General features: G+C 62.2%; 21 protein-coding genes. 7 read left to right on the forward strand and 14 right to left on the reverse strand.

What is annotated here, in order from left to right; genetic code table 11:
* Window positions 1-6: 6 nt before the first annotated feature.
* Both P3T42_RS25800 and P3T42_RS25805 read right to left on the reverse strand, forming a co-directional pair.
* Entirely contained in the window at window positions 7-828 is an 822-nt protein-coding gene (locus P3T42_RS25800; protein ID WP_074301283.1) for a Cof-type HAD-IIB family hydrolase, read from the reverse strand.
* Between the two features lie 29 nt (window positions 829-857).
* Window positions 858-1,754 carry a BadF/BadG/BcrA/BcrD ATPase family protein gene (locus P3T42_RS25805; protein ID WP_074301815.1) on the reverse strand — a complete coding sequence of 299 codons (897 nt, stop codon included), beginning with the start codon at window positions 1,752-1,754 and terminating at the stop codon, window positions 858-860.
* Window positions 1,755-1,912: 158 nt separating this feature from the next.
* Here P3T42_RS25805 and P3T42_RS25810 point away from each other — a divergent pair, with 158 nt between their 5' ends.
* Window positions 1,913-2,509, forward strand: coding sequence for a DNA-3-methyladenine glycosylase I (locus P3T42_RS25810; RefSeq protein WP_074301282.1), 597 nt, complete (start codon window positions 1,913-1,915; stop codon window positions 2,507-2,509).
* 407 nt (window positions 2,510-2,916) lie between these two features.
* Complete coding sequence (locus P3T42_RS25815) at window positions 2,917-3,342, forward strand: hypothetical protein (protein ID WP_074301814.1); 426 nt, start codon at window positions 2,917-2,919, stop codon at window positions 3,340-3,342.
* Window positions 3,343-3,468: 126 nt separating this feature from the next.
* Here P3T42_RS25815 and rpsU read toward each other — a convergent pair whose 3' ends face one another.
* Both rpsU and P3T42_RS25825 read right to left on the reverse strand, forming a co-directional pair.
* Window positions 3,469-3,681, reverse strand: a complete 213-nt coding sequence (gene rpsU, locus P3T42_RS25820) for a 30S ribosomal protein S21 (protein ID WP_074262890.1) — start codon at window positions 3,679-3,681, stop codon at window positions 3,469-3,471.
* Between the two features lie 303 nt (window positions 3,682-3,984).
* A complete protein-coding gene (locus P3T42_RS25825) occupies window positions 3,985-4,938 on the reverse strand; it encodes an aldo/keto reductase (RefSeq protein WP_074301281.1) in 954 nt (317 codons plus the stop codon).
* A 280-nt stretch (window positions 4,939-5,218) separates the two neighbouring features.
* On the opposite strand from P3T42_RS25825, the gene P3T42_RS25830 reads away from it, so the two are divergent.
* The 4 genes from P3T42_RS25830 (at window position 5,219) to P3T42_RS25845 (ending at window position 12,079) form a co-directional block, all read left to right on the forward strand.
* Complete coding sequence (locus tag P3T42_RS25830) at window positions 5,219-6,670, forward strand: flagellin (RefSeq protein WP_429307586.1); 1,452 nt, start codon at window positions 5,219-5,221, stop codon at window positions 6,668-6,670.
* 164 nt (window positions 6,671-6,834) lie between these two features.
* On the forward strand, window positions 6,835-8,418 hold the full coding sequence (gene fliD, locus P3T42_RS25835) for a flagellar filament capping protein FliD (protein WP_074301279.1): 1,584 nt from the start codon (window positions 6,835-6,837) through the stop codon (window positions 8,416-8,418).
* A 14-nt stretch (window positions 8,419-8,432) separates the two neighbouring features.
* Window positions 8,433-8,753, forward strand: a complete 321-nt coding sequence (fliT, locus tag P3T42_RS25840; protein ID WP_074301278.1) for a flagellar protein FliT — start codon at window positions 8,433-8,435, stop codon at window positions 8,751-8,753.
* An 86-nt stretch (window positions 8,754-8,839) separates the two neighbouring features.
* On the forward strand, window positions 8,840-12,079 hold the full coding sequence (locus P3T42_RS25845) for a tetratricopeptide repeat protein (RefSeq protein WP_083640696.1): 3,240 nt from the start codon (window positions 8,840-8,842) through the stop codon (window positions 12,077-12,079).
* A 185-nt stretch (window positions 12,080-12,264) separates the two neighbouring features.
* Here P3T42_RS25845 and P3T42_RS25850 read toward each other — a convergent pair whose 3' ends face one another.
* From P3T42_RS25850 to P3T42_RS25890, 9 genes are all read right to left on the reverse strand, one after another.
* Window positions 12,265-12,915, reverse strand: coding sequence for a class I SAM-dependent methyltransferase (locus P3T42_RS25850; RefSeq protein ID WP_216352740.1), 651 nt, complete (start codon window positions 12,913-12,915; stop codon window positions 12,265-12,267).
* Window positions 12,916-13,004: 89 nt separating this feature from the next.
* Window positions 13,005-13,691: a class I SAM-dependent methyltransferase gene (locus tag P3T42_RS25855; RefSeq protein ID WP_074301277.1), complete on the reverse strand. Its 687-nt coding sequence runs from the start codon at window positions 13,689-13,691 to the stop codon at window positions 13,005-13,007.
* A gap of 58 nt (window positions 13,692-13,749) precedes the next feature.
* Window positions 13,750-14,436: a glycosyltransferase gene (locus P3T42_RS25860; protein WP_074301276.1), complete on the reverse strand. Its 687-nt coding sequence runs from the start codon at window positions 14,434-14,436 to the stop codon at window positions 13,750-13,752.
* A 437-nt stretch (window positions 14,437-14,873) separates the two neighbouring features.
* Complete coding sequence (locus P3T42_RS25865) at window positions 14,874-15,848, reverse strand: SphA family protein (protein ID WP_083640695.1); 975 nt, start codon at window positions 15,846-15,848, stop codon at window positions 14,874-14,876.
* 64 nt (window positions 15,849-15,912) lie between these two features.
* Window positions 15,913-17,385, reverse strand: coding sequence for a DUF1254 domain-containing protein (locus P3T42_RS25870; protein WP_429307587.1), 1,473 nt, complete (start codon window positions 17,383-17,385; stop codon window positions 15,913-15,915).
* Window positions 17,386-17,412: 27 nt separating this feature from the next.
* A complete protein-coding gene (locus tag P3T42_RS25875) occupies window positions 17,413-18,828 on the reverse strand; it encodes a DUF1254 domain-containing protein (RefSeq protein ID WP_429307588.1) in 1,416 nt (471 codons plus the stop codon).
* 25 nt (window positions 18,829-18,853) lie between these two features.
* A complete protein-coding gene (locus P3T42_RS25880; protein WP_429307589.1) occupies window positions 18,854-19,642 on the reverse strand; it encodes a hypothetical protein in 789 nt (262 codons plus the stop codon).
* A gap of 399 nt (window positions 19,643-20,041) precedes the next feature.
* On the reverse strand, window positions 20,042-20,257 hold the full coding sequence (locus tag P3T42_RS25885; protein WP_429307590.1) for a hypothetical protein: 216 nt from the start codon (window positions 20,255-20,257) through the stop codon (window positions 20,042-20,044).
* A gap of 22 nt (window positions 20,258-20,279) precedes the next feature.
* The gene (locus P3T42_RS25890) at window positions 20,280-20,522 is read right to left on the reverse strand and encodes a hypothetical protein (protein ID WP_429307591.1); all 243 of its coding nucleotides are present in this window, start codon (window positions 20,520-20,522) and stop codon (window positions 20,280-20,282) included.
* On the opposite strand from P3T42_RS25890, the gene P3T42_RS25895 reads away from it, so the two are divergent.
* On the forward strand, window positions 20,503-21,438 hold the full coding sequence (locus P3T42_RS25895; RefSeq protein ID WP_429307592.1) for an HAD family hydrolase: 936 nt from the start codon (window positions 20,503-20,505) through the stop codon (window positions 21,436-21,438). The genes P3T42_RS25890 and P3T42_RS25895 overlap by 20 nt on opposite strands.
* Before the next feature lie 66 nt (window positions 21,439-21,504).
* On the opposite strand, the gene P3T42_RS25900 is transcribed toward P3T42_RS25895, so the two are convergent.
* On the reverse strand, window positions 21,505-21,897 hold the full coding sequence (locus P3T42_RS25900) for a carboxymuconolactone decarboxylase family protein (protein WP_429307593.1): 393 nt from the start codon (window positions 21,895-21,897) through the stop codon (window positions 21,505-21,507).
* Window positions 21,898-21,964: the final 67 nt, after the last annotated feature.

Raw genomic sequence — 21,964 nt, forward strand, 5'->3', positions numbered from 1 at the left:
GGCGCCTTACGACGCCACTTCGTCGTTCAGGGCGAATAATTTGCGCAGATGATGCGCGACGCCCGCGTCGAAGTTGTTGCCGATGCGCGGCACATTCGGCAGACGCGTGATGAGGTCCGGATTGGCGTTGTTCATCATGAACGGATGGCCGGCGGTTTCCAGCAGGTCGATGTCGTTCATGTTGTCGCCGAACGCGACGCAGCGGGCGGCATCCACGCCGAGGCGCTCGAGCACAAACTTCAGCGCGCGGCCCTTCGACACATTCGATGTCATGACTTCAAGACAATCCGGCAGCGAGTAGGTGACGTACAGCGCGTCGCCGAACTCGCGTTGCAGATTTGCCGCGACCGCCGCGAGGTCGGCGGTCTCGCCGATATACAGGGCCTTGGCGATACCGGCGCCGTCGTGCCGCTGCAAATCGGTCACTGCGTAGCCAAAGCCCGAATCCTGATGCAGGCGCAATAATTCCGGCGCTTCGCGGTCGATCAGCCATTCCTGATCGGCGAACAGGTTGACGATCACCCGGCCGTGCGCCCCGACAATCTCCGGCTGCACGAGGCGATGGACGGCGGCGGGCGGAAGATCGTCCGCGTAGATTCTCGTGTCGTCCGGGGCGTGCACGCGCGCACCGTTCGACGTGATCAGGTACGGACGGATGCCCAGCAGGTCGCGAATGCCCGCCACGTCGCGGTAGTGGCGGCCCGTCGCGATGACGAAGTGCAGACCCTCCGCCTCCAGCCGACGCACCGTGGCGACGGTGAACGGATCGAGCTGATGGTCGCCGTTGAGCAGGGTGCCGTCGAGATCGGTGGCGATGACTTTGTACATGGTGTGGGCGGCCGGCGGCGTAAAGGGGTCTATTTTAGCGTCGCTTTCAAGGCTTTCGTCGCCGCTTCGCGCTGCGCCAGTTGCAAACCGCCGTGCGCGGAGTCGGCCAGCGGCGCACGCAAGCGCACCTCATAACGCTGCGGCACGTAAGCGCGCAGCGGTGCGCCGAGTCCGCCGCACAGGGCAACCGGCAACGTGCCGGACGGATCCAGCGCCGCAATCATCTTGCCGATTTCCTCGCCCGCTTCGGCCAGCAGGCGCGCGACGAACGGATGGCCCGCGTGAGCAAGCACCACCGGCGCGAGGCTCGCGTAAGCGGTCTGATTGGTCGTACACAGCCAGACGATCAGGCTGTCGCGGTCGTGCGCCCCCACCCGTTCGAGCAACGCCTGCGCGAACTCGTCCAGCGGGACGCGGCCGTCGAGCGCCTGCTGCGCGTGGACGATGGCACGCAAGCCGAGCCACGCGCCGCTTGCCTCGTCCCCCGAAGGGAAGCCGAAACCGCTGGCGATGCGGCATTCGCCCTCGCCGTCCGCCGCTGCGGCGATGCTGCCGGTGCCGAGCGTCACGATCACGCCATGTGCGCCACCGTGCGCGCCTAGTAATGTCGTGTAGGCGTCGCTCTCCACGGCAAGCCCGGCCAGCTTTGGCGCCTGCGCCCGAAACGCGGCGAGCCAGTCGCGATTGTTGGCCCCGGCGAGCCCGCAACCGAGCACGCACTGCTCCCATTGCGGCGCGACGCCGGCCCGGTTGAACGCTTCGGCGCAACCCGCCTGGATGGACTGCCAGGCGCGCTCGATACCGAGTCCGAGGCCAGACGGCCCGCTTGCCGCCTGCGCCAGTTCGCGGCCGTGCGCGTCGCCGAGCACCACGCGCGTGCCGCTGCCGCCGCCGTCGACGCCGATGAGAAAGAGATCTGTGTTCATCGAATGACTATCAGTGAAGAGTTGCCGCATAGCGTGGCAGGTCCATTTCGATCCGGCAACTGGCCGAACGGCCTAGTTGCAGCGCGAGAGCGTTCCGATATGCTGGCAGAGCCCGGACAAACCGGGATTTCGACACATGACCAAGCAGGAGCCGGAACGTGACACAGCGATGCAACTGGGCAACGAGCGAAGCGCTCGCACACTACCACGACACCGAATGGGGCGTGCCTTCACGCGACGATCGGCACCTCTTCGAAATGCTGGTGCTGGAGGGCGCGCAGGCCGGACTGTCGTGGTCCACGATCCTGAACAAGCGCAGCGGCTATCGTCGGGGGTTCGCGGACTTCGAGATCGACAAGGTGGCCCGCTTCACGCCGAAGCATGTAGATGCGCTGGTGCTCGACGAATCCATCGTGCGCCATCGCGGCAAGATTGAGGCGGCCATCACCAACGCGCGCGCGGTGCAGCAGATCCAGGCGGAACACGGCTCGCTGGCCAATTTCATCTGGTCCTTCGTCGATCAGACGCCGATCCAGAACGAATGGGCCTCGTACCAGCATGCGCCGGCCTCGACCGAAATCTCGGACGCCCTCAGCAAGGAACTCAAGCGCTACGGCTGCAAGTTCGTCGGCACGACCATCTGCTACGCGTTCATGCAAGCGGTCGGCATGGTCAACGACCATCAAACGGATTGCGACTGCCGCGCCCGCTGCGCGGCGCTCGGTAAGAAGGGGCGCAACCGGAAGGCGGGCTGAGGGCGGACCGAGGCTGAACTGCCCGCAAACCGAGGGTGTCCTGAGGACATCTCGAGAGGCACCGAAGGCGACCCAGGAGCGGACCCAGAGGTCAGCCGAGCGCCGCTTGAGGACGCCTCGACGCCTGGCCCAATCCCGTGTGGTTTTCGCCACACTTCGGGCACGAAACTCAGCGTCTGCGGGAAAGTCCCGAGCGCGGCCCTGTCACCAGGCCGGAGCCTTACCCAGCTTGCCTTTGCAGGAAGTGCCCGGAACCCGCATCTCGCTCCTTCATGTCAAAATTGCGCCTATGTGCGCTACACCGCTACGTTTTTACCTGATTCAGTCGTTATAACAATTGAAGGGCGGCCACGTCGCTCGAACCACCCATGATTGACCGCTGCGCGCAGACGCAGGGGAGAACAACGATGAAAAATCCAGACTTCCTGACTCATCAGGAGATATTCGACCGGGCCGCCAGCCATCTGGACGGGCAAGGGCGCGCCGCGCTTCTGCCGCGCGGCGGCGGCGCCTATCGGGGTTACTGCGGTGGCTGCCCGGTCGGCAGCTTCATCAAGCCGCGCGATTACATGACAGCGATGGAAGGCATTCCGGTTCGCTATATCGGCAAGACGCCGGCGGAAGTGCCCGCCTATATGGATGTCGGCATCGTCGCGCTGAAAAAGGCGCTGCTGCGGGCACACATCAATATCTTCGACCCCGCCACCGTCGAGCTGCTTAGTTGCCTGCAAAACGTGCACGATGTCTTCGGCACGTGGGAATGGCACGAGCGGCTGGTGTCGATTGCTCGTCAGTTCGGCTTGTCCACCGCCCAGTTGAAGAACGCCGCCTGAGGGCGGCCGGGCGGCATCGCACCCTACAAAGCAAACGCACAAGGCAAAATAAGCGCACAAAGCAAAACGGCGATGTGGCTTCTTACGAAGCTCACACCGCCGTTCGGCTGTGCTTGAAAAGCGTGCTTAGTGCAGCTTTTTCGGCAGCTGTTGGCTGCGCAGGCGCTTGTGCAGGCGCTTCACAGCAGCCGCTTTCTTGCGCTTACGGGCCGTCGTCGGCTTTTCGTACGATTGGCGTTCACGCAGTTCTGCGATCAGGCCGTTCTTTTCGATTGCGCGACGAAAGCGGCGGATCGCCACTTCGAACGGCTCGTTTTCCTTCAGAAGAATCGTCGTCATGTAATTCCTAACTAAATCGCTGGATACGGGTAATTGCGCGGCGGCATACCGCTCACGCGCCGGTCCTCCGGTCGCTTCGATTTCATGGCCAATAACAGGAAAACGAAACCATGCACGAAGCGAGAGGCAAGCGGCCACGGAGGCCGGAAAAGAGAGGTGGGGAGTTCACCGCTTAACGCGGGCAGACGCACATCGCCAAACGCCGCGTCTGTTGCCGCTTCGTCTACCCAAGAGCAGACGAAACAGGCAAAGATCTCAATTCACTCCCGATGATATCAGGAAAATACCGTGCCTACCACCATTTTAGCCATTCCGCCAGGCACTTGCGTCATCCAGCAGGCGCATGTCGGCGCCGGTCAGCATCAGGTGGACAGCCGCGGTGAGACTCTCCAGTTGTTGCACCGAGGTCGCGCTGGCGATCGGCGCCGTCACGCTAGGCCGGGCGATCAGCCACGCCAGCGCCACGGCGGCCGGCGTGCTGCCGTGCTGGTCCGCCACGGTATCGAGCGCCGTGAGGATCCGCGTGCCGCGCTCGTTCAGGTATTTCTCGACCCGGCTGCCGCGCGCACTCTTCGCCAGATCGGCCGTCGAACGGTACTTGCCCGATAGAAAGCCACTTGCAAGGCTGTAGTACACGACCGAACTCAGGTGCTCGGCCAGCACAACCGGTTCGAGGTCGGTTTCGTAAGCCTCGCGGTCGTAGAGATTGTATTCGGGTTGAATAATCTGATATTCGGGCAGCCCGTGCTGGCGCGACACCGCCAGTGCCTCGCGGATACGCGCGCCGCTATAGTTGGACGCGCCGACCACCCTCACCTTGCCCGCCTCGATCAGCCGCTGATAGGCGCCGAGCGTTTCGGCGAGCGGCGTATCGAGCGCATCTTCGTGGGAAAAATACACGTCGATGTAGTCGGTTTGCAGACGCCGCAGCGAATCCTCGACGGCCGCCTGGATGTTGCCGGCGGACAGCCCCTTACGCTGCGGATGCTTCGCCACCTTGGTCGCCAGCACGATCTGGTCGCGCTTGCCGCTGCGGCGAAGCCACTTGCCGAGGATCGTTTCCGACTCGCCGCCCTGGTTGCCCGGCACCCAGGCGGAATACACATCCGCGGTATCGATAAAGTCGAGGCCGGCGTCCACGAACGCATCGAGTATGGCAAACGAAGTCGCTTCGTCGGCGGTCCAGCCAAACACGTTGCCGCCGAACATGAGCGGCGCAACCTGCAATTTTGAATTGCCGATCCTTCTCTTCTGCATGATTTCTCCAAGGTTTTCGACTAGAGAGAGAAAAAGAATACGCCGACTTTTCAAGCTCTGCGTCGCACCCCGACACTCGGCCAACCGGCGTCGCACGGCGGCCTCCGACCGGCCGACGGCGTAATTCGCCGTAAAACAATTGGGTCCGAATTGAACAAAGTCCCTCAAGTTTTTTTTTCCTGCGCCGACATCCTGCTCAGAGGCGGCCAGCAAAGAACGAGTGCACCGCCCATGTCAACGTGGCAGTAACTTTAGGGCAACAGCCTCTTGGGAGATTTTCATGCTCAGCATCAACAGTAATATCTCGTCGCTGACCGCGCAGGAAAACCTGAATGCTTCGGGTAGCGCACTGTCGCAAGCTATTACCCGCCTGTCCTCGGGCAAGCGTATCAACAGCGCAGCAGACGATGCAGCTGGCCTGGCAATTTCGACGACGCTGCAAACGGCCATCAACGGCCTGAACCAAGGCGTGTCGAACGCGAACGACGGCGTGTCGATGGTCCAAACGGCCAGCACGGGTCTGTCGCAAATCACGCAATCGCTGCAAACCATCCGTTCGCTGGCTGACGAAGCCGCCGGCGGTACGCTGTCCGCAAGCAACCAGCAAGCGCTGCAACAGGAAGTTGCCCAGCAAGTTGCTGAAGTGAACCGTCTCGCATCGCAAACCAGCTACAACGGTATCAACCTGCTGGACGGCTCGGCTGGCAACGTCACGGTTCAAGTTGGCGCGAACGTCGGTCAGACGATCAACCTGAACCTGAGCCAAGGCGTGTCGGCAGCATCGCTGGGCAGCGGCCCGGTGGCAGCAGGCAACACGATCGGCACGCTGACGGGCCTCGACCTGACCGCGACCGGTACGGCTAACTCGTCGGGCGGCACGGGCGCGATCACCCAGATCAACATCCTGTCGAACGGCACGGGCGGCTTCACCTTCACCGACCAGAACAACCAGGCTCTGTCGACGACGGCTGTCAGCAACCTGTTCTCGGTTGCCGGCTCCGCAAGCGGCATCTCGACGATCTCGCTGGCAACGGGCGCCAATAACGGTCTGCTGACGGCGAACGAAACGACGGCCATCAACGCCGACTTCACAACGGGTGGCGGTTCGGCAGCAGCAGCCGGCACGGTGCTGGGCGTGTACTCGGGTCTCGACCTGAACTCGACCAACGGTTCAGCAGCAACGGCAGGTACGCCGAACGCGATCACGTCGATCACGGTTGAATCGAACGGCACGGGCGGCTTCGAATACGTCGACCAGAACGGCAACCAGTTGTCGACGACGGCTGCAAGCAACCTGTTCACGAGCAACTCGACGACCGGCGTCACGTTTGCCGGCGCGCAAACGACGATCGGTTCGACGGCTGCAGGTCAACCGGCAGGTTCGGTTCTGGCAACCGTCAACACGAACAACGTTCCGACTTCGGTGGCGAACGTGAACGTCAGCACGACGGCTGGTGCAAACCTGGCGATCGAAACGATCACCAACGCACTCGCAACGATCAGCAACATCCAGGCAACGCTCGGCGCAGCGCAAAACCGGATGACGGGTATTGCAACGTCGCAGCAAGATGAGTCGACCGACCTGTCGAGCGCACAGTCGCAAATCACGGACGCGGACTTCGCACAGGAAACCGCTAACCTGAGCAAGGCGCAGGTGCTGCAACAAGCTGGTATCTCGGTGCTGGCACAAGCTAACTCGAACCCGCAGCAAGTTCTGAAGCTGCTGCAATAAGCTAGAGTTCGGCGTCATGCGCGGATGAGCCCACAGGCAGCGCGAACAGCTCATCCGCGCATTAAAGAATTACCGGGAGGCTCGTCCTCCCGTAGTGCATTGCAAGACCAGCCCCTTAAGAAGACACCCGTCGCGTGGTCGCGACCACGTATGGAGCTTTTTTCATGTCAACGATTTCCGGTACGACGTCGGGCACCACGTCCACTATCTCCTCGTCCGCAGCGGCAGCCGCCGCGGAAGCCGCAGCCCAATCCGCGCTGCAGGAAGCGGGACAGTCGCTGATCGCCGGCTCGACCGGCAACTCGACGCTGGACGTTCAGTCCATCGTGACCGCGCTCGTCAATGCGAAGGTCGCCGGTCAAACCGCTGCACTGACCGCCGAAGCAACCAACGACAACACCCAGATTTCCGCGATCGGCTCGCTGTCGGCCGCGCTGTCGTCGCTGCAGGTCGGACTCGCGCCGCTCTTTAACGGCCAGCTGCAGTCCACTTTCAGCGCGACCCTGAGCGGCACGGGCATCACCGCCAGCGCCGGAACCGGCGCGGTGGCGGGCTCGTATTCGATCAAAGTGACTCAGATCGCGCAGGCGCAGAGCATTTCCTCAGGTGCCTTCAGCACGACGCAGGCCGCAGGACTCGGCACCGGCAACCTGACCATCTCGGTGGGCGGCAAGTCGATGCAGCTTGCCGTGACTTCGTCGAACAACTCGCTGAGCGGCATCGCCGCGGCGATCAACAGTTCGAGCAGCAACCCCGGCGTCTCGGCCACTGTCGTCAGCGGCTCCGACGGGCAGCATTTGGTACTCAGCTCGACCACCACGGGCGCGGCCAATACGATCAGCGTGAACGTCAGCAACCTCGCGGGCGACAATGGGCTCTCGAGCCTCGGCGTCACCTCGACGGCAGGCAGCCCCGCGGGCGCCGCTTCGAGCATCGCGTCGAGCGGCACCATTGCATGGACTCAGAGCACGGCGGCCCAGGATGCCCAGTTCACGCTGAACGGCACCCCCGCAGACACCGGCAGCAACACGGTCACGACCGTGCTGCCCGGCGTAACGTTGAATCTGACCGCCGCGGCGATCCCGGCCGCCGGCTCCACCACGAGCGCGACCCAGCAACTGACGATCGCACCGGACACCACGACTCAGGTCAACGACATCGAGACCTTCGTGTCGGACTACAACGCCGTCGTGAGCACGATGAGCAGCCTGTCGTCGTTCAATTCGAGCGCGTCGGCCGGCTCGCAAGGCGGTCCGTTGCTGGGCGACTCGATGCTCAACCAGATCCAGACCACACTCGGCAACCTGGTAAGCGGCAGCGTTACCAGCGACGGGATCACGGCAACGCTCTCCTCGCTCGGCATTACGCTGCAATCGAACGGCCAGTTGTCGGTCGACACGACCACGCTCACCACCGCGGTACAGAGCAACCCGTCGGAAGTCGGCGCGCTGTTCAATTCGACCAACGGCGTTGCGCAGCAAATGAACACGGCTATCAACGCGTTCACGCAAACCGGCGGCATCATTGACATCCGCACCAACCAGCTCACGTCGGACCTGCAGAGCGTGACGACGCAGTCGACTGCGCTGACCGCGTATACGGCACAGTTGACCTCGCAGTACAACAACGAGTTCACCGCGCTGAATTCGCTGATGGCAACGACCAACAGCAACTCGCAATATCTGACGCAACTGTTCGGTGGTGCCAATAGCGCAGGCGCGCTGGCCAACGGCGGATCTTCATCCTGACAAGGAAGGCGGACATGACTCAAGAACGTGGCGCAATCAATCAGACCCAGCTCGTCGAGCAGGTGTACGAGTTGACGAAAGCGATCGAACAGGCCGCCCGCCTCGCCGACTGGCAACGCGCTGCGGACATCGCAGAGGAGCGCTCGCCGCTCCTGATGTCGATTACCGCGAAGCAGGAACCCGCCGCACTCGAGTTGATCCGCCGTATTCAGACTGTCGACCACACGACTTTGGCCGACGCGCGGCAATCGCGGGACGAACTGGAAACGGAATATCGCGCCGCGATGGAACGCACCAAGGCAGCCAGCCAATACCACCGCGTCGCGCGGTTCTAGGCTTCTCCGGCTTGCCGCACGCAAGCCGCCGCGTACCGCTTCATACAAAAACAACACGCTGAAATAGAGGCGTGCTCGTTCGACTCATGCCCGCTTCCCGCGGGCTTTTTTTTGCCCGCGCGGCCCCCGCACGCCCCGCCGACGGCCGAACAGCATGGGAATCCGGCCTTTACTCCCCGAATCGCCTGAAGCGCGAGTCGCTAGACTATTTGCAGCGTAGTGCGTCCGTGTTCAGCCCGGCCGCACGGCCTGGCAGTGCGTCCCCAAGGTTGGGCGCGTGCAGGCCACGTGCGCGGCGCTCGTGCCGCACTGCGCCTGGAACTTGGCCTCGCCGACGACGCAAGGTGCTGTCGTTGATGACGAGCGGTTCGCCTCTACGCTCTTCGTCCAAGCACACAAGGGAATACATGACTACCGATGCCGATCTGCACCATGCTGTGAGCCATCATCAGGCGCAACGGTTTCCAGAAGCGGAACAGCTCTATCGCGCCATTCTGTTGAGCGAGCCGGAGCACCCCGACGCCAATCACAACCTCGGGATTCTCACGCTGCAGACGCGAGAGATCTCGGAAGGACTGCCGTTTCTTAAGGCAGCCGTGGCGTCGTCACCCGAACGGGCCGAGTATTGGGCGGTCTACATCGAAGCACTGGTGCTGGCCGGGCAACTCGACGAAGCCCAACGTGTCCATGAGCAGGGCCTCCAGCAGGGCTTGTCGCTTGCACCAGTCAGCCCGCTTACGGCACCCGACTCGATTCCGGCCGACTCAATTCCGGCCGTCACGCCCCAGGACGAGCCAGGCGCCGGGGAGCTTTCGGCCCTCGCAGACGAATTCGTCGCAACCGTGGAAACGCTGTCTGCGAAAGGTCTGCACGATAGCGCAGAGGCCCTGGCGCGCCAGATGACGGAGACGTTTCCGGACCACGCCTACGGCTGGGTGATCCTCGTTCATGCTTATCTGCGACGCGGCGATCTGGCGGGCGCACTCGTACCGCTAGAGCAGGCCACGAACTTGCTGCCCCAAGACGCTGAATTACGGCGGCATCTGGGCGCGGCCGAGGCGATGCGCGACGCGCTGGCACTGGACGAACGCGGCGATTTTCGCGAAGCCGGCAAGCTCTATCAGGCGGTGCTCGGTGTCTACCCGGAACATCCGGACGCCAACCACAAGCTGGGCGTAATCGGCATCCGTATCCTCCAGCCTGACGCAGCCATTCCCTATCTTGAGCGTGCCTTGGGCAGCGATCCGAACCAGCTTCAGTACTGGGCCAATTACATCGACGCCCTGCTTCAATCGGGTCAGTTAAAAGCGGCGTGGATCGCGCTGGAAATGGCGCAACAGCGCGGCCTGGCCGGCCCCGCCATCGAGAAGCTGATCGGTATCATGACGGTAGTGTCCACCCAACCGACCAACAAGGTCGCACGCACGGAACTGCCTCAAGCGCCCAGTCCGAACCCGACGCAACCGGAAAAGTCCACGGATTCAGCCCCCAAAGCAGCGCGGCGCGGCGCTGTTACCGCCAAGCTCGACCAGGCGCAGATCAACGCCCTCGGCGCACTGTTCAACAACGGGCGCGTCGAAGAAGCGATAGTCAGTGCTCGCGAAATGACGCAAGACTTCCCGGATCAGGGCTTCGGCTGGAAAGTCCTGGTCGTTGCACTTCACCGCCTCGGGCGGTACGACGAAGCGCTCGAGCATCTGCCGAGCGCCCAGCGCATCTGGCCGAACGACATCGACGTGTTGCAGATCATGGCGAGCGTCCTCGAGTCGAAGGGGCGCCATGCCGAAGCGGAGGTTGCATGCCGTCGCCTGCTCGAACTAAGCCCCAACCGCGCAGAAGGTTTCCGGATTCTAAGTATCATCCTGCAGGCAACGGGCCGGCTAGACGAAGCCGAACAGACCGGCCGTCGCGCGATGGAACTTGACCCCAATTCCTCGTATGCTCCTTGCACGCTGGGTGTCACACTGATGCAGCAAGGCCGCCTGCTGGAAGGCATCGCAATGTTCCGCCGCGCCTTGGAAATCGACGAAAATTTCGAAATGGCCTACAACAACCTCGTGTTCTGCATGACGCACAGCGAGGAAAGCCCGCCTGCAGAGGTATTTGCGGAATCCCGGCGTTTCGCCGAGCGCTTCGAAACTCCACTCAAGCCGAACTGGCCGCCGCACACCAACAGCCGCGATCCGGACCGAAAACTGCGGATCGGCTTCATTTCCGGAGACTTCTGCCGGCACGCGGTCGCAAGCTTTCTCGAGCCCGTTCTGACGCACCTCTCGGTCGACCCGAATCTCTCACTTCACGCCTACTCAAACACCTACCTCTACGATTCGACGAGCGAGCGATTGCGTGAACTGTTCGGCCAATGGCGCACCGTGGTGGGCGTGCCTGACGAGCAGATCGCCGAGATGGTTCGTGCCGACGGCATAGATATCCTGGTCGATCTGGCCGGCCACACGGCCCACAACCGGTTGCTCACCCTGGCTCGCAAACCGGCCCCCGTGCAGGCAACCTGGATCGGCTACCCGGGCACAACCGGCCTTGATGCCGTCGACTACTTTCTCGCTGATCGCCATTGGGTGCCGTCCGGACAGTTCAGCAGCCAGTTCACCGAGAAGATCGCCTATCTTCCGGCCGTCGCTCCCTTCGAAGCGGACAAACTGTGCCCGCCGGTCAATGGGCTGCCCGCGTTGCGTAACGGTTACATCACTTTCGGCAGCTTCAACCGGATGGACAAGCTGCGCCGCGATGTGATTGCCCTGTGGGCTCGCGTGCTGCGCGAAGTCCCCAATTCACGCATGGTGATCGGTGCGATGCCGCGCGACGGCAGCCTCGGCGAACTGGTGGAATGGTTTGCCGAGGAAGGCATCGTCCGCGAACGACTCGACTTCCACGCCCGCTCCAGCGTGCCGGTTTATCTTCAGACACATCACCACGTCGACTTTTGCCTCGACAGCTTCCCCTTTTCCGGGCTCACAACCGCGCTCCATTCGCTCTGGATGGGTGTGCCGACGCTGACGCTGCCTGGGCAAACGGTGCCGGGCCGAAGCGGCCTGACGGCCATGTCCCATGTCGGGCTCGAAGCGTTTGTAGCTCACGACCCAGACGATTACGTGCGCAGGGCAGCGCATCTCGCAACCGACCTGCAATCTCTCGCTGCGCTGCGTGCAAACATGCGCGCGCGCTGCGAACGCTCGCCGATGTTCCGTGCCGATGTCGTCGCCGACAGCGTCACACGGGCGCTGCGGACAATGTGGCGCCGCTGGTGCGAAGGCCTGCCGGCAGAATCGTTCGAGGTGCCCGAGGTAGCCGAAGAAGTATCGGCGTAAGCGCGCTGCCAGAGTGAAAAACCCATCGGCTTAAACCGCGGCAACAGGCGATTTAAGCTGATGTGCAGATGCACGAACGCCGCTGATTGAATGAACCTGAATGCAAATGGCCGGCCCTAGGGCCGGCCATTTGCATAGGTGTTGCCGCGAACGAAGCGGCGCCGTAGCCCTGAGGAACGCGTAGGCTAGACCGGATCGGTCCCGGTCATCGGGGCAAATTTACGGGTGTGCACGCCGCGTTCGAAAACGACCATGCTGTCGTAGAAGTGCATCGACGTCGTTGTCTTCGAGAACTCGCTGACCGGCACAACACCCAGCGTATGGTCGGCGTTCAGTTCATCGATAAGGCATTTGGCCATCTCAATGAAGGAGCCCTCGCGCGCGAAGCCACCTTCATACTCCGGCCAATACGCCGTATGCAGGTCCTCGACCAGATACACGCCGTTCTTGGGCAGCTTCAGATATAGGTAACGGAACGTCGCAGCGATATGGCTCATCACGTGGCTGCCGTCGTCGATCACGATATCCGGTGGCCCGAACTCGTCCAGTACGCTCTGAAGAAACGCCGGATCCTGCTGGCCGCCGATACGGACCGAGATCTGGTCTTCTTCGTAGTTCTTGCAGCGCGGCTCGATATCGATCCCGACGATCGTCGCGTGCGGGCCGAAGTATCGCTTCCACATTTGCAGCGAACCACCGCGGCCGCAGCCGATTTCCAGCACGGTCACCGTCTTGTTGACCCAGTTCTGAAAGTGCCGCTCATAAACCGGGAAGTAGTGCTTCCACTTATGCACGACCTTCATCTGGTTTTGCAAAAAATCCGCGTAAAGATTCACGCCTTCTCCTTGATCTGTTTTGGACTGCAAAATTGAGGTGATTGATGATTCCGTGATTCAGCAGGCTCCGCTCGTTGTCGCAGTTCGCCTCAGGCCGCTCGCGCCGCAACGTCGGGTACCGCACGCAGCACATACTGCAACGGGAGCGCGTCCTGCACCGCCGCGTTGACGTCCGCCTGGGCCGCGGTCGCCATCGCCTTGATAATCGGCAAAAAGGTCTCGCGTTGTGGCTCGTCAAAGATGCGCGCCATGCCATCCTCGACGCGGAAACCGGACTGAGTGAACATTTCGAGCATGGTCACGCGCGAAAACCAGCGTAAGTGGGTTCGGTCGAACAGGCCCGAATCTTCATAGCGGACATCGCCGCAACTCAGGCGCGCCTGAACGCTCCAATGCTGCATGTTCGGAATGCACGTCACAATGTGACCCGTATCGCCCATCGCCGCCCGAATTTTCCGAAGGAGCAGCCACGGGTCTTTCAGGTGCTCGAGAACGTCACCAAATACCCAGCAATCAGCTGCAAGTTCGGAGCGCAGCACATACTCGTCGACCGCCTCAATGTCGAACGCCATGACCTCATCGCAGTGGGCACGTGCGGCCTCGGCGTATGCCGGAACCAGTTCGATGCCGATATAGTGAACGTTGGGGTTGAGCCTCTTGTACTCGCGCGCGAGTGCGCCGGAACTGCAACCTACCTCGACCACTCTGCGCGCGTTGGTCGGCATAAGCTTCAGCAGATCAGGGTTATGCGCCTGATGAATCGGGGTCTGTTCCATATCTGTCCTACCGTTGATCGTGAGACGGTCCGCTCAGAGTGCGAGCCGCGCACAGGGATTAGCTTGTGTACTTTCGCAAGTACCGCTGATAAGCCTCCTGCCAGGCGGGCGAGCCGAACGCCCCGCCACTTTCGTGGACGACGCTGAGCGGCCACGTCCCCATCTTCAATCCCTTTTGTTCAGCCTGGCGGCAGAAGTCCATATCGTAGAAATGGAATGCGAATTGTTCGTCAAACTTGATGCCTGCCTCGTTTAGGCGGGCGCTATCACCGGCAAGCAACAGGCCGTCAAGCAGCTTGCACTCCTGGCCGGACGCGCCGAAGACCGAGATCGTGTCGCATGGAAAACCCTTGCCGTGCCCCACCACCCCGCTGAGATGCTCCGGCTTGTCCCAAGTGAACTGCGGATCGACGAACGCCCAGCCAGGCTGAGCGGGTACACGTCGCCGGTTGCCCGCGAGGCCAACCACATCGAAGCTCTGAACCGCTTCGCGGATGGTGCCAGGCCAGAAGAAATCGCAAAAGTGGACGTCGTCGTGAACGAAAATGAGGATGGCGGGATCCGCCTTTGATCGTTCGATGGCGATGTTGTAGATGGTCGAAAGGCCCGCCTTGTTCTCTGGAAACAGAAGAATCTGGGGTTGGGGCTGGAACCGGACCAGGGAAAGCGACCGCCCCAAGGCGGTCTTTTGCAGAAACTCGTCGCGTGAAGCGCGTGTGCCGCAAACGATTCGAATTGGCTTCATGACGACATAAGTACTAGATGCACAAATTCCTCGTCTGCTGAGGAGTCCGCGCTGGCCTGAGGTCCAAATGGCAGTCAACGAAGTTCCCTCGGGCTCTTAAGCTCAGACTCGAGCAGCCACGGACGAACATCGTGATTGCGTCATGCTACCGGCGTGGCCGGTATTCAATTTGCCGATCAAGCTCGATAAATGACCGTTATTCGGTTCGCATTCGCCGGTCGCAGCGATCGCCCACTGGGCGACACATTGCCCTGCTTACCCCTCCGGGCGTCCCTTATCGTGCCGACTCCGTCACCGCCAGGCACTCCCCACCTGCACATAGAACGCGTTCTGCCCTGGCCCGTGCGCGACGTCAATTCCCATCGTCACGCGTGCCGCTTGCGGTCCAGTCCATCGCCGCGCTCCCTTCAGATGACGTAACAATGCCCCAGGTCCCATTACTGGAACGTCGCATTGACCGACAACTCGACCGCATTCCCCTTCGGCCGGTTGCTGACGTTGAATTCATTCACCCAACGCAACGTCGCGCCTACCGGCGTCTTGCTGATCTTGCCGTTCCACGTGACGATCGGACCAATCCCCACCGCGTGCCCTTGAGCACCGCCCACAATGTCCGCGAGACCGCCGCTGTCATGGCCGAGTTGCTGGATATAGCCGCCCACCACACCCGCGCCCCAACCCTCGCCAAAGCGTTTGAGCGCCAGCAGATCGAGCACGCTGAGCGGCGCGTTGTGATACTGCGTCTGGTTGTTGGCGGTGTAGAACTCGACGCCGTAGTTCAGCGACAGTTCGATGTTCTGCTTCGGCAGCAGCTTCGTGTAGGCGAAGGTCGGCGTGAAGGTCCACGTGTTCTGTCCGGCATTGGCGAGGCGGTCCGTGTTGTAGGCGCCGGTCGGCGCGTAGATCTGCACGCTCAACGCGATATGGTCGGTCTTGGTCAGGTGGTAGCCGGCCACCACCGGCGTGAAGAAGATATCGGCGAACTGCGTGGCGTGGTCGTCCGGCAGGCGGCCATGAAACGAAGACACGTCGGTGTACTGCAGCGGCACGCCAAACGACGACGCAAAATTCCAGCCGCCCGCTGTGATACCCCATGTCTTGATTGCGTTCACGATGTTGTACGAGATGTGGTAATCGAGACCCGCCGTGACTTTCCCGGCAATCGGCAGCGTCTTGCTCGCGCCGAGCGAGCCCTCGTAGTAAATCGAGGTGATCGACACGATCCAGTCGTCGGTGGGCGGCACAATGCCCGCATACGGGGCGATCTGCATGCCGGTAATCGGGCGCCCCACGCCACCTTCCGTCGCCAGCGCATGCGGCGAGAGCGCCATGCCGGTGGCCGCGACGAACGCGCCGGCGGAAAGCCGGGCCGCGACGGAATGGCCTCGGAACAAGCTGCGAAGTTCATTCATAGCGATCCTCACCAATTGATTCCTCGCCCGTTGCGGCGAGGAAGGTTATACGCCTTGCTATCCACTACCGTGTGTCCCGCACGACCGGCGGCGGTGTCCACGTGCCGTCCAGCGCAGGTTGTTCCGGCCAGTAAGCCCGCACGTAGAGCGAAAAATCTTCGTTGGCCGGCGCCGGCAACCAGTTGTCGGCCTTGTCGGCGTCGGGCGCCGCGCTCTGCACATAGAGCGTCAGCGAGCCGTCGTCGTTGTACTTCAGCGTCTTGTTCTTGGTGCCGAGCGAATAGCGCTTCTGCTCGTTCGGCGAAAAGAAGTGATGCGCGTTGTACAGGGTCAAGGACCAGAAACCCTTGACCGGCGGCAACTGTCCCTTCGGAAAGGTCACCGTATAGCGCTGCGCGCCGTTGAGACGCTGGCCCGAAGCGTCGGCGTCGGCATAGAAGTACTTCGTCTCGTTCGGCTTGTTGACGAAAATGTTGGACTTCGCCACCGCCGTACGCGTGAAGTAGTCGGTGCCGAATTCCGCGCCGTTGCTGATGGTGTTCCAGTGAGCCGGCAACGGTTTGCCGAACGTGTTGAAGTCGAACAGCGGCGTGACCAGATGGGCATCGGTTTGCGCCGCCTCGTCCACGATGGCGGCCTTGATCGCAGTATCTTTCTGCGCGGCGGCCAGCAGCGCGCGAGCCTGGGCGTACAGCGCCTCTTCGCCGGGCTGCGGTGGCGTCTGATCGAGCACCGCAGGCAGCTCGTCCCAGAACTTGTCGGGGTCCACCCATTTGATTTCGGCGGCGCTGGTTTCACCCGAGCCGAAACTCGGCAGCTTCGACCAGTCGGTCACCTTCACCTTGCCGTCGAACTCGGACAACGGATACAGGCCAATCTTGCCAATGACCGTTTGCACGGCCGCCCGGTCTTCCGGCGTGTCGTCCATGAACACGCGCGGAATGAAACTGCCCACCGCCGTGGCCGAGCGGAACACCTGGCGAATGCCCTTCGGCACCTGGCCATGCCAGTCCGGCCCGACGAACAGATAGAAGCCCGGCCTGGTTCCGTAGAGCTTGCCGAGACTGGCGAACCCGTCGGTGCGCAGATCGACGGCCTGGTAGACCCAGAAGCGGCTGCCGAAATCCGGCACCTGCACGACCACTGGCGTCTGGTTCAGATCGAAGATGGCCGAGCCGTACACCACGTCCTGGTTCGGGCACGCCACGAAACGCTCCTGCGGCTCGATATAGTCGTGCAGCATCGAGAGATGATTGGGCGGCGCCACCGGCACGATGCCGCCGTTCAGGCCCGGCTGCGGCACCTGCCTCATCGCCAGCAAGCGGTTGTAGACGTTGACCATCGGCCACGCCCAGAAATAGGTCTGGCGCGCCACCAGCCGGGCGTACGCTTCGGAGACGGCGTAGCCAGGCACCGGGCCGGGTATCGATTGCGCTGTCGCTGTGCCCACCTGGGCCGTGGGCGCCCTCGCCAGAATCGGGCTCGCGAGGGATGCGAGCACAGCGGCCGTGACCCACGTTGCGGTTTTCTTATTCATGTCGGGCTCCGACTCGTCCATTGGAGGTCATCGCTTTTGCGGCGCCGGGAAGGTCCAACTGCCGTTGAAGACCGAAGCGTCCGGGCCGTAAATGCGCGCAATCACGTCGTAGGCGCCTTCCGGAGCGGGCAGCCAGTTGGATTCCTTGTCGGCGCCAGGTGAGTTGTGCTGAACGTAGATATCGAGCGAGCCGTCGGCGCCGTACTTGATACCCTTGGTGCGGTCGCCGATCGAGTAGCGATGGATCGGATTCGCCACCAGATGACGGGCCGGCAGGTCGTACATCGTCATCGACCAGAAGAACTTCGCGGGCGGCAGGTCTTTCTTGTCGAAGTGGATGACGTAGGGTTGCGAGCCCACCAGTTGCTCGTGGTCCGCGTTGATTCGCGTGCCGACGTACACCGCTTCTTCCTTGGTGTTGCCGTAGATCCCCATCGCGGCGGCGACTGCCCGTTTCATGTAATCGCCGTTCAGATCCTGGCGGCTGCCGAACAGGTCGTAAGAACTGGTGGTGTGCTTCTCCGCGTCGGCAAGCGCCGCTTTGCCGTCCGCGACGCCCTGTTCGATGGCCTCGCGCGTCGCCGCCGGCAGCGCGGCGGGATCGAAGACCGCACCCGGCGCAATGCCGATCTTCGCGAAGCGCTGCATCAGCTCCGTTTCGGAGGGCGCCGTGGGCTGCGTGAACTGCAGCAGAAAGTTCAGGTACGCGATGAAATCGATCGAGGTGGCCTTCGCTTCGTCCCACTTCGGGAACGCGACCTTGGCGACCGGCGGCGGCGCGCTGCTGTGTTCAAACGCGGACAGCGGCGTGAGCCGGTACTGCTTCTGGATTGCCTCTACGTCCTTCACATCGGACGGGCCGCTGAGCGCGGTGCGCCCCAGCGTGAGGATGATGTCGGTCTCGGAGCGGAATACCTTGTCGATGCCCTTCGGCGTATCGCCGTGCCAGTTGGGACCGGCAAACAGGTAGTGGCCCGCGCCGTTGCCGGTAGTCCGCGAGCCGACGTAGGCGAAGTTGTACGTGAACAGATCGATCCACTGGAACACGTAGTAGCGGTCGTTCTTCACCGCCGGCACGGTCAGCACCCACGGCTCGCGACGCAGATCGAGCCAGGCCCACGAGTACGGCGTGTCGTTGTTGGGCGTGACGATATCCTTGTTCTCGGGACCGTAGGGATGCGAGTAGTTGCGGAATTTGCCGAAGCCGCCTACGTACGACTTCGAGCCGGGATCCTCCGCCTGCTCATACAGCGTCTTGTAGTTGAACAGCATCGGATAGGCGTAGATGTACGCGTCTTTGGCGATGACGCGGGCCTCGTCCGGCGCGGCGCTTACCGTGGCCGCCGGCGTACTCGCCTGGGCGCCGGCGTACTGTTGCGGCAGCACCGCGAGCGTGAGTCCTAGTGATATCCCGCCAAGGCGCAGGAGCGTAGAAAGATTCATAGGGTGGTCTCTCGGGTTAGATTCGTCACTTGCCGAACGTCATGTTCAGACCGGCAAAAATGGTGACTTGCGGTACGCCGGCGCCCGAGTGGGCGACCGAATACTGCGGTTCGATGAACGCGTTGTAGATGGTCGAGCCGCTCTTCCACGCCTTGCCCCCGCCGAGCCCGACGGGGATGTAGTAGGTGCCGTGCTGCAGGTCAAAGGTCCAGATACCGGTGGAGCGGATGTACCAGCCGCCGGGCAGATTGAAGATGGCGAACGGCTGGGCCGTGAGCGACTGGGTGGTCGGCCGCTCGCTTTGGCCGGCAAACGAGTGCTGCCACTGCACCAGCGCGCCGAGCAGATGCGCCGGGGTAGCGTTGACAGCCACCGCCGCCAGACCGCCCTGCCATTTGCCGGTGCCGAGACTTGGGTCGGTGGCAGTGGGCATGGTGATCAACGGGCCGACGCCGATCTGCACCTCCGACTGCGAGAGCAGGAAGATGTCGAACAGGTTGATGTCGCCGAGCCCCGTGTTGTAGCCGCCGCTCGGGTCCGGGCGGGTGCTGATCGGCACGGTGGCGCGGAAAATCTGCGGCACGCCGATCGGGCCGATGGGCCCCACCGGAACGGTCGGCCGCAGCAGCAGGTCGTTCGTATGACCGCTGACGCCGAACAGGCTCGGAGTGTAGTAATCCTGGAGGTTGAACGACGGCGCCAGATTCAGCGGGTTATTGCTCTTGTTGGCATCGTCTGCCGAAGCCTGCGCATAAGCGGCTGACGAGAACACCGCCGCGCACACCACCACACTCGCTCCAAGGGATCGCTTCATGGCCATGTAGATTTCCCAGGTTCTGGCGTTATTAATAGGCGAGCGCATTCCTTTGCACAGCGCAAACAGAAGATCGTTTAATAACGCGGTCAGTTGATTAATACTGGTGCGAATTCATACTGCCCGCCATCACCGAATGTGGCGGGGAAATCCTGAAACGCGAATATTGATGGCTCAATTGGCGCCGGGTATGAAGTGCGCTGTTATGGAGTTCGACGGCAGAACCCCGGGGCTGGCATGGACGCTCCTCGTATAGGACAGGACGCCGCACAGGACTATGTCTGTACGGCAGTTAAAGGTCGCGGTGAATCACTGTCATCCTTGCAAAATACTAGCAAACGTTTTCTGAAATCACAGAGATAAATTTGTAACACGACAGAAAAGCCGATTTTTCGATGCTTATTGAACGGACATTCTGTCGGATAAATCTGTTTTTGAAATGCCGATGGTTTTTTTATCGAATTGATGCAGATAAATAAACAATTGCGAGTGGTTAGCGCGGAGCTGCGTGGCGCAGAGTGGATGCGCGATGGTCCCGCAGCGCATCCCGGCGCCGCAATACGAACCACAATGCGAACCACATGCGAACCGGACGCCGCGGCGGATGCCCGTCATCTCCCATCCGCATCGCAAACCGTTAAACAAATGCGCCGAATGTGATATCTAGTAAGCGCGAATCGAAATGGCGGCGCACGACGGGCCGCACCACATCACACACTAACGAGGCTTTCATGATTGGCTGGATGCGCAGATGCTGGACCGGGTTGACCGTAGTCGTTCTCTGCGCCTGCACAAGCACACCCCATGCGGGCTCGGCGCAGGCCGCCCGCCCGGCCCGCGCGCCGTCCGGCAATTCAACCATGGCGTCGTGGAACGACACGCCGGCGGAGCGCTCGATTATCGACTTCGTCACCCGCGTCACGACGCCGGAATCGAAAGACTTCGTGCCGCGCGCCGAACGGATTGCGGTATTCAATCTGGACGGCACGCTGTGGGTCGAGCAGCCCGCCTCCGTGCAACTCGTCTTCACGCTGCAACGGGTGAAGACGCTGGCGCCGCATCATCCGGAATGGAAACGCCAGGAGCCGTTCCGCTCCATCCTGCGCGGCAATCTGAAGGGCGTCGCCAGCAGCGGCGATGCGGGCGCCATGAAACTGCTCGCCGCGACCCATGCCGGCCTGACGACGGACAGCTTCGCGTCGATCGTGCACGACTGGTTCGACACGGCGAGCGACCCGCGCTTCAACCGGCCGTACACGAGTCTCGCGTATCAGCCGATGGTCGACCTGCTCGCCTATCTGCGCGCCAATGGTTTCAAGACCTACATCGTGGCGCCCGAGAGCGTCGAATTCATGCGCACGATTTCGCAGCGCATGTACGGCGTGCCGCCTGATGAAGTGATCGGCAGCACGGTCCGGTATCAGTATGGGCTGGTGAACGGCGCGGCCTCGCTTACCCGGACCGCGCAGATCGATACGATCAACGAAGGCACGCTAAAGCCGCAAACCATCCAGGCGGTGATCGGCCGGCGGCCGCTGATGGCGTTCGGCAGTTCGGACGACGACCTGCCGATGCTCGAATGGACCACCTCCGGTGACGGCCCGCGCTTTGCCGCCCTCGTGCATCACACCGACGCGCAGCGCGAGTATGCGTACGACCGCACCGCCCGCAGCGGCAAGCTGGATAAGGGACTGGAAGAGGCGAACGTGAAGGGCTGGCTGATCGTCGACATGAAGGACGATTGGCGCACGGTGTTCAAGGGCGAAACGGACGGCGCTGCGGCGGCGGGGAAATAAACCGCGCGGCGCAGCGGCATGGAAGCGGCCGCGCGTCTCGTCTCGTCTCGTCTCGGCGAGCGTGCCTTACTCGAATGCCGGATCGATCGGCACGCGGTATCCCACTGCCAGGCGGTTGGTCTCGTTAGCCATCCCGACCACCGCCATCAGTTCGCCGAACATCTCATCGGTCATGCCCGCGCGCCGGGCAGCGGCCGTATGGCTCGCGACACAGTAGCCGCAGTTGTTGGTCACGCTCACCGCCACATACAGCAGTTCCTTGACGAGCGGGTCGAGCGCGCCGGGCGACATCACGTCCTTGAGACTGTCCCATGTGCGCGCCAGGGTCGGCGGGTGTTGGGCGATGAACTTCCAGAAGTTGTTGACGTCGGGGACGCCGCGCGTGCTCTTGATGTCGTCGTACACCGCTTTGACTTCCGGTGCGGCGTCCGTGTATTCGATGGGCTTCAGGCTGCTCATGGGTTCGTGGTCCGCTATCAGGTTGGCAGGCCTTCAGACTACAGGATTCCCTGCCCGACATGGACGA

It is taken from the genome of Paraburkholderia sp. GAS38 (genome assembly GCF_050434965.1).
GTDB classification, from domain to species: Bacteria; Pseudomonadota; Gammaproteobacteria; order Burkholderiales; family Burkholderiaceae; genus Paraburkholderia; species Paraburkholderia phenazinium_A.

Coding starts and splice junctions, on each gene's coding strand:
- P3T42_RS25800 (WP_074301283.1), bottom strand. CDS start 828: ATGTACAAAGTCATCGCCACCGATCTCGACGGCACCCTGCTCAACGGC.
- P3T42_RS25805 (WP_074301815.1), bottom strand. CDS start 1,754: ATGAACACAGATCTCTTTCTCATCGGCGTCGACGGCGGCGGCAGCGGC.
- P3T42_RS25815 (WP_074301814.1), top strand. CDS start 2,917: ATGAAAAATCCAGACTTCCTGACTCATCAGGAGATATTCGACCGGGCC.
- rpsU (WP_074262890.1), bottom strand. CDS start 3,681: ATGACGACGATTCTTCTGAAGGAAAACGAGCCGTTCGAAGTGGCGATC.
- P3T42_RS25825 (WP_074301281.1), bottom strand. CDS start 4,938: ATGCAGAAGAGAAGGATCGGCAATTCAAAATTGCAGGTTGCGCCGCTC.
- P3T42_RS25830 (WP_429307586.1), top strand. CDS start 5,219: ATGCTCAGCATCAACAGTAATATCTCGTCGCTGACCGCGCAGGAAAAC.
- fliD (WP_074301279.1), top strand. CDS start 6,835: ATGTCAACGATTTCCGGTACGACGTCGGGCACCACGTCCACTATCTCC.
- fliT (WP_074301278.1), top strand. CDS start 8,433: ATGACTCAAGAACGTGGCGCAATCAATCAGACCCAGCTCGTCGAGCAG.
- P3T42_RS25845 (WP_083640696.1), top strand. CDS start 8,840: ATGCCCGCTTCCCGCGGGCTTTTTTTTGCCCGCGCGGCCCCCGCACGC.
- P3T42_RS25855 (WP_074301277.1), bottom strand. CDS start 13,691: ATGGAACAGACCCCGATTCATCAGGCGCATAACCCTGATCTGCTGAAG.
- P3T42_RS25860 (WP_074301276.1), bottom strand. CDS start 14,436: ATGAAGCCAATTCGAATCGTTTGCGGCACACGCGCTTCACGCGACGAG.
- P3T42_RS25865 (WP_083640695.1), bottom strand. CDS start 15,848: ATGAATGAACTTCGCAGCTTGTTCCGAGGCCATTCCGTCGCGGCCCGG.
- P3T42_RS25870 (WP_429307587.1), bottom strand. CDS start 17,385: ATGAATAAGAAAACCGCAACGTGGGTCACGGCCGCTGTGCTCGCATCC.
- P3T42_RS25875 (WP_429307588.1), bottom strand. CDS start 18,828: ATGAATCTTTCTACGCTCCTGCGCCTTGGCGGGATATCACTAGGACTC.
- P3T42_RS25880 (WP_429307589.1), bottom strand. CDS start 19,642: ATGAAGCGATCCCTTGGAGCGAGTGTGGTGGTGTGCGCGGCGGTGTTC.
- P3T42_RS25885 (WP_429307590.1), bottom strand. CDS start 20,257: ATGACGGGCATCCGCCGCGGCGTCCGGTTCGCATGTGGTTCGCATTGT.
- P3T42_RS25895 (WP_429307592.1), top strand. CDS start 20,503: ATGGCGTCGTGGAACGACACGCCGGCGGAGCGCTCGATTATCGACTTC.
- P3T42_RS25900 (WP_429307593.1), bottom strand. CDS start 21,897: ATGAGCAGCCTGAAGCCCATCGAATACACGGACGCCGCACCGGAAGTC.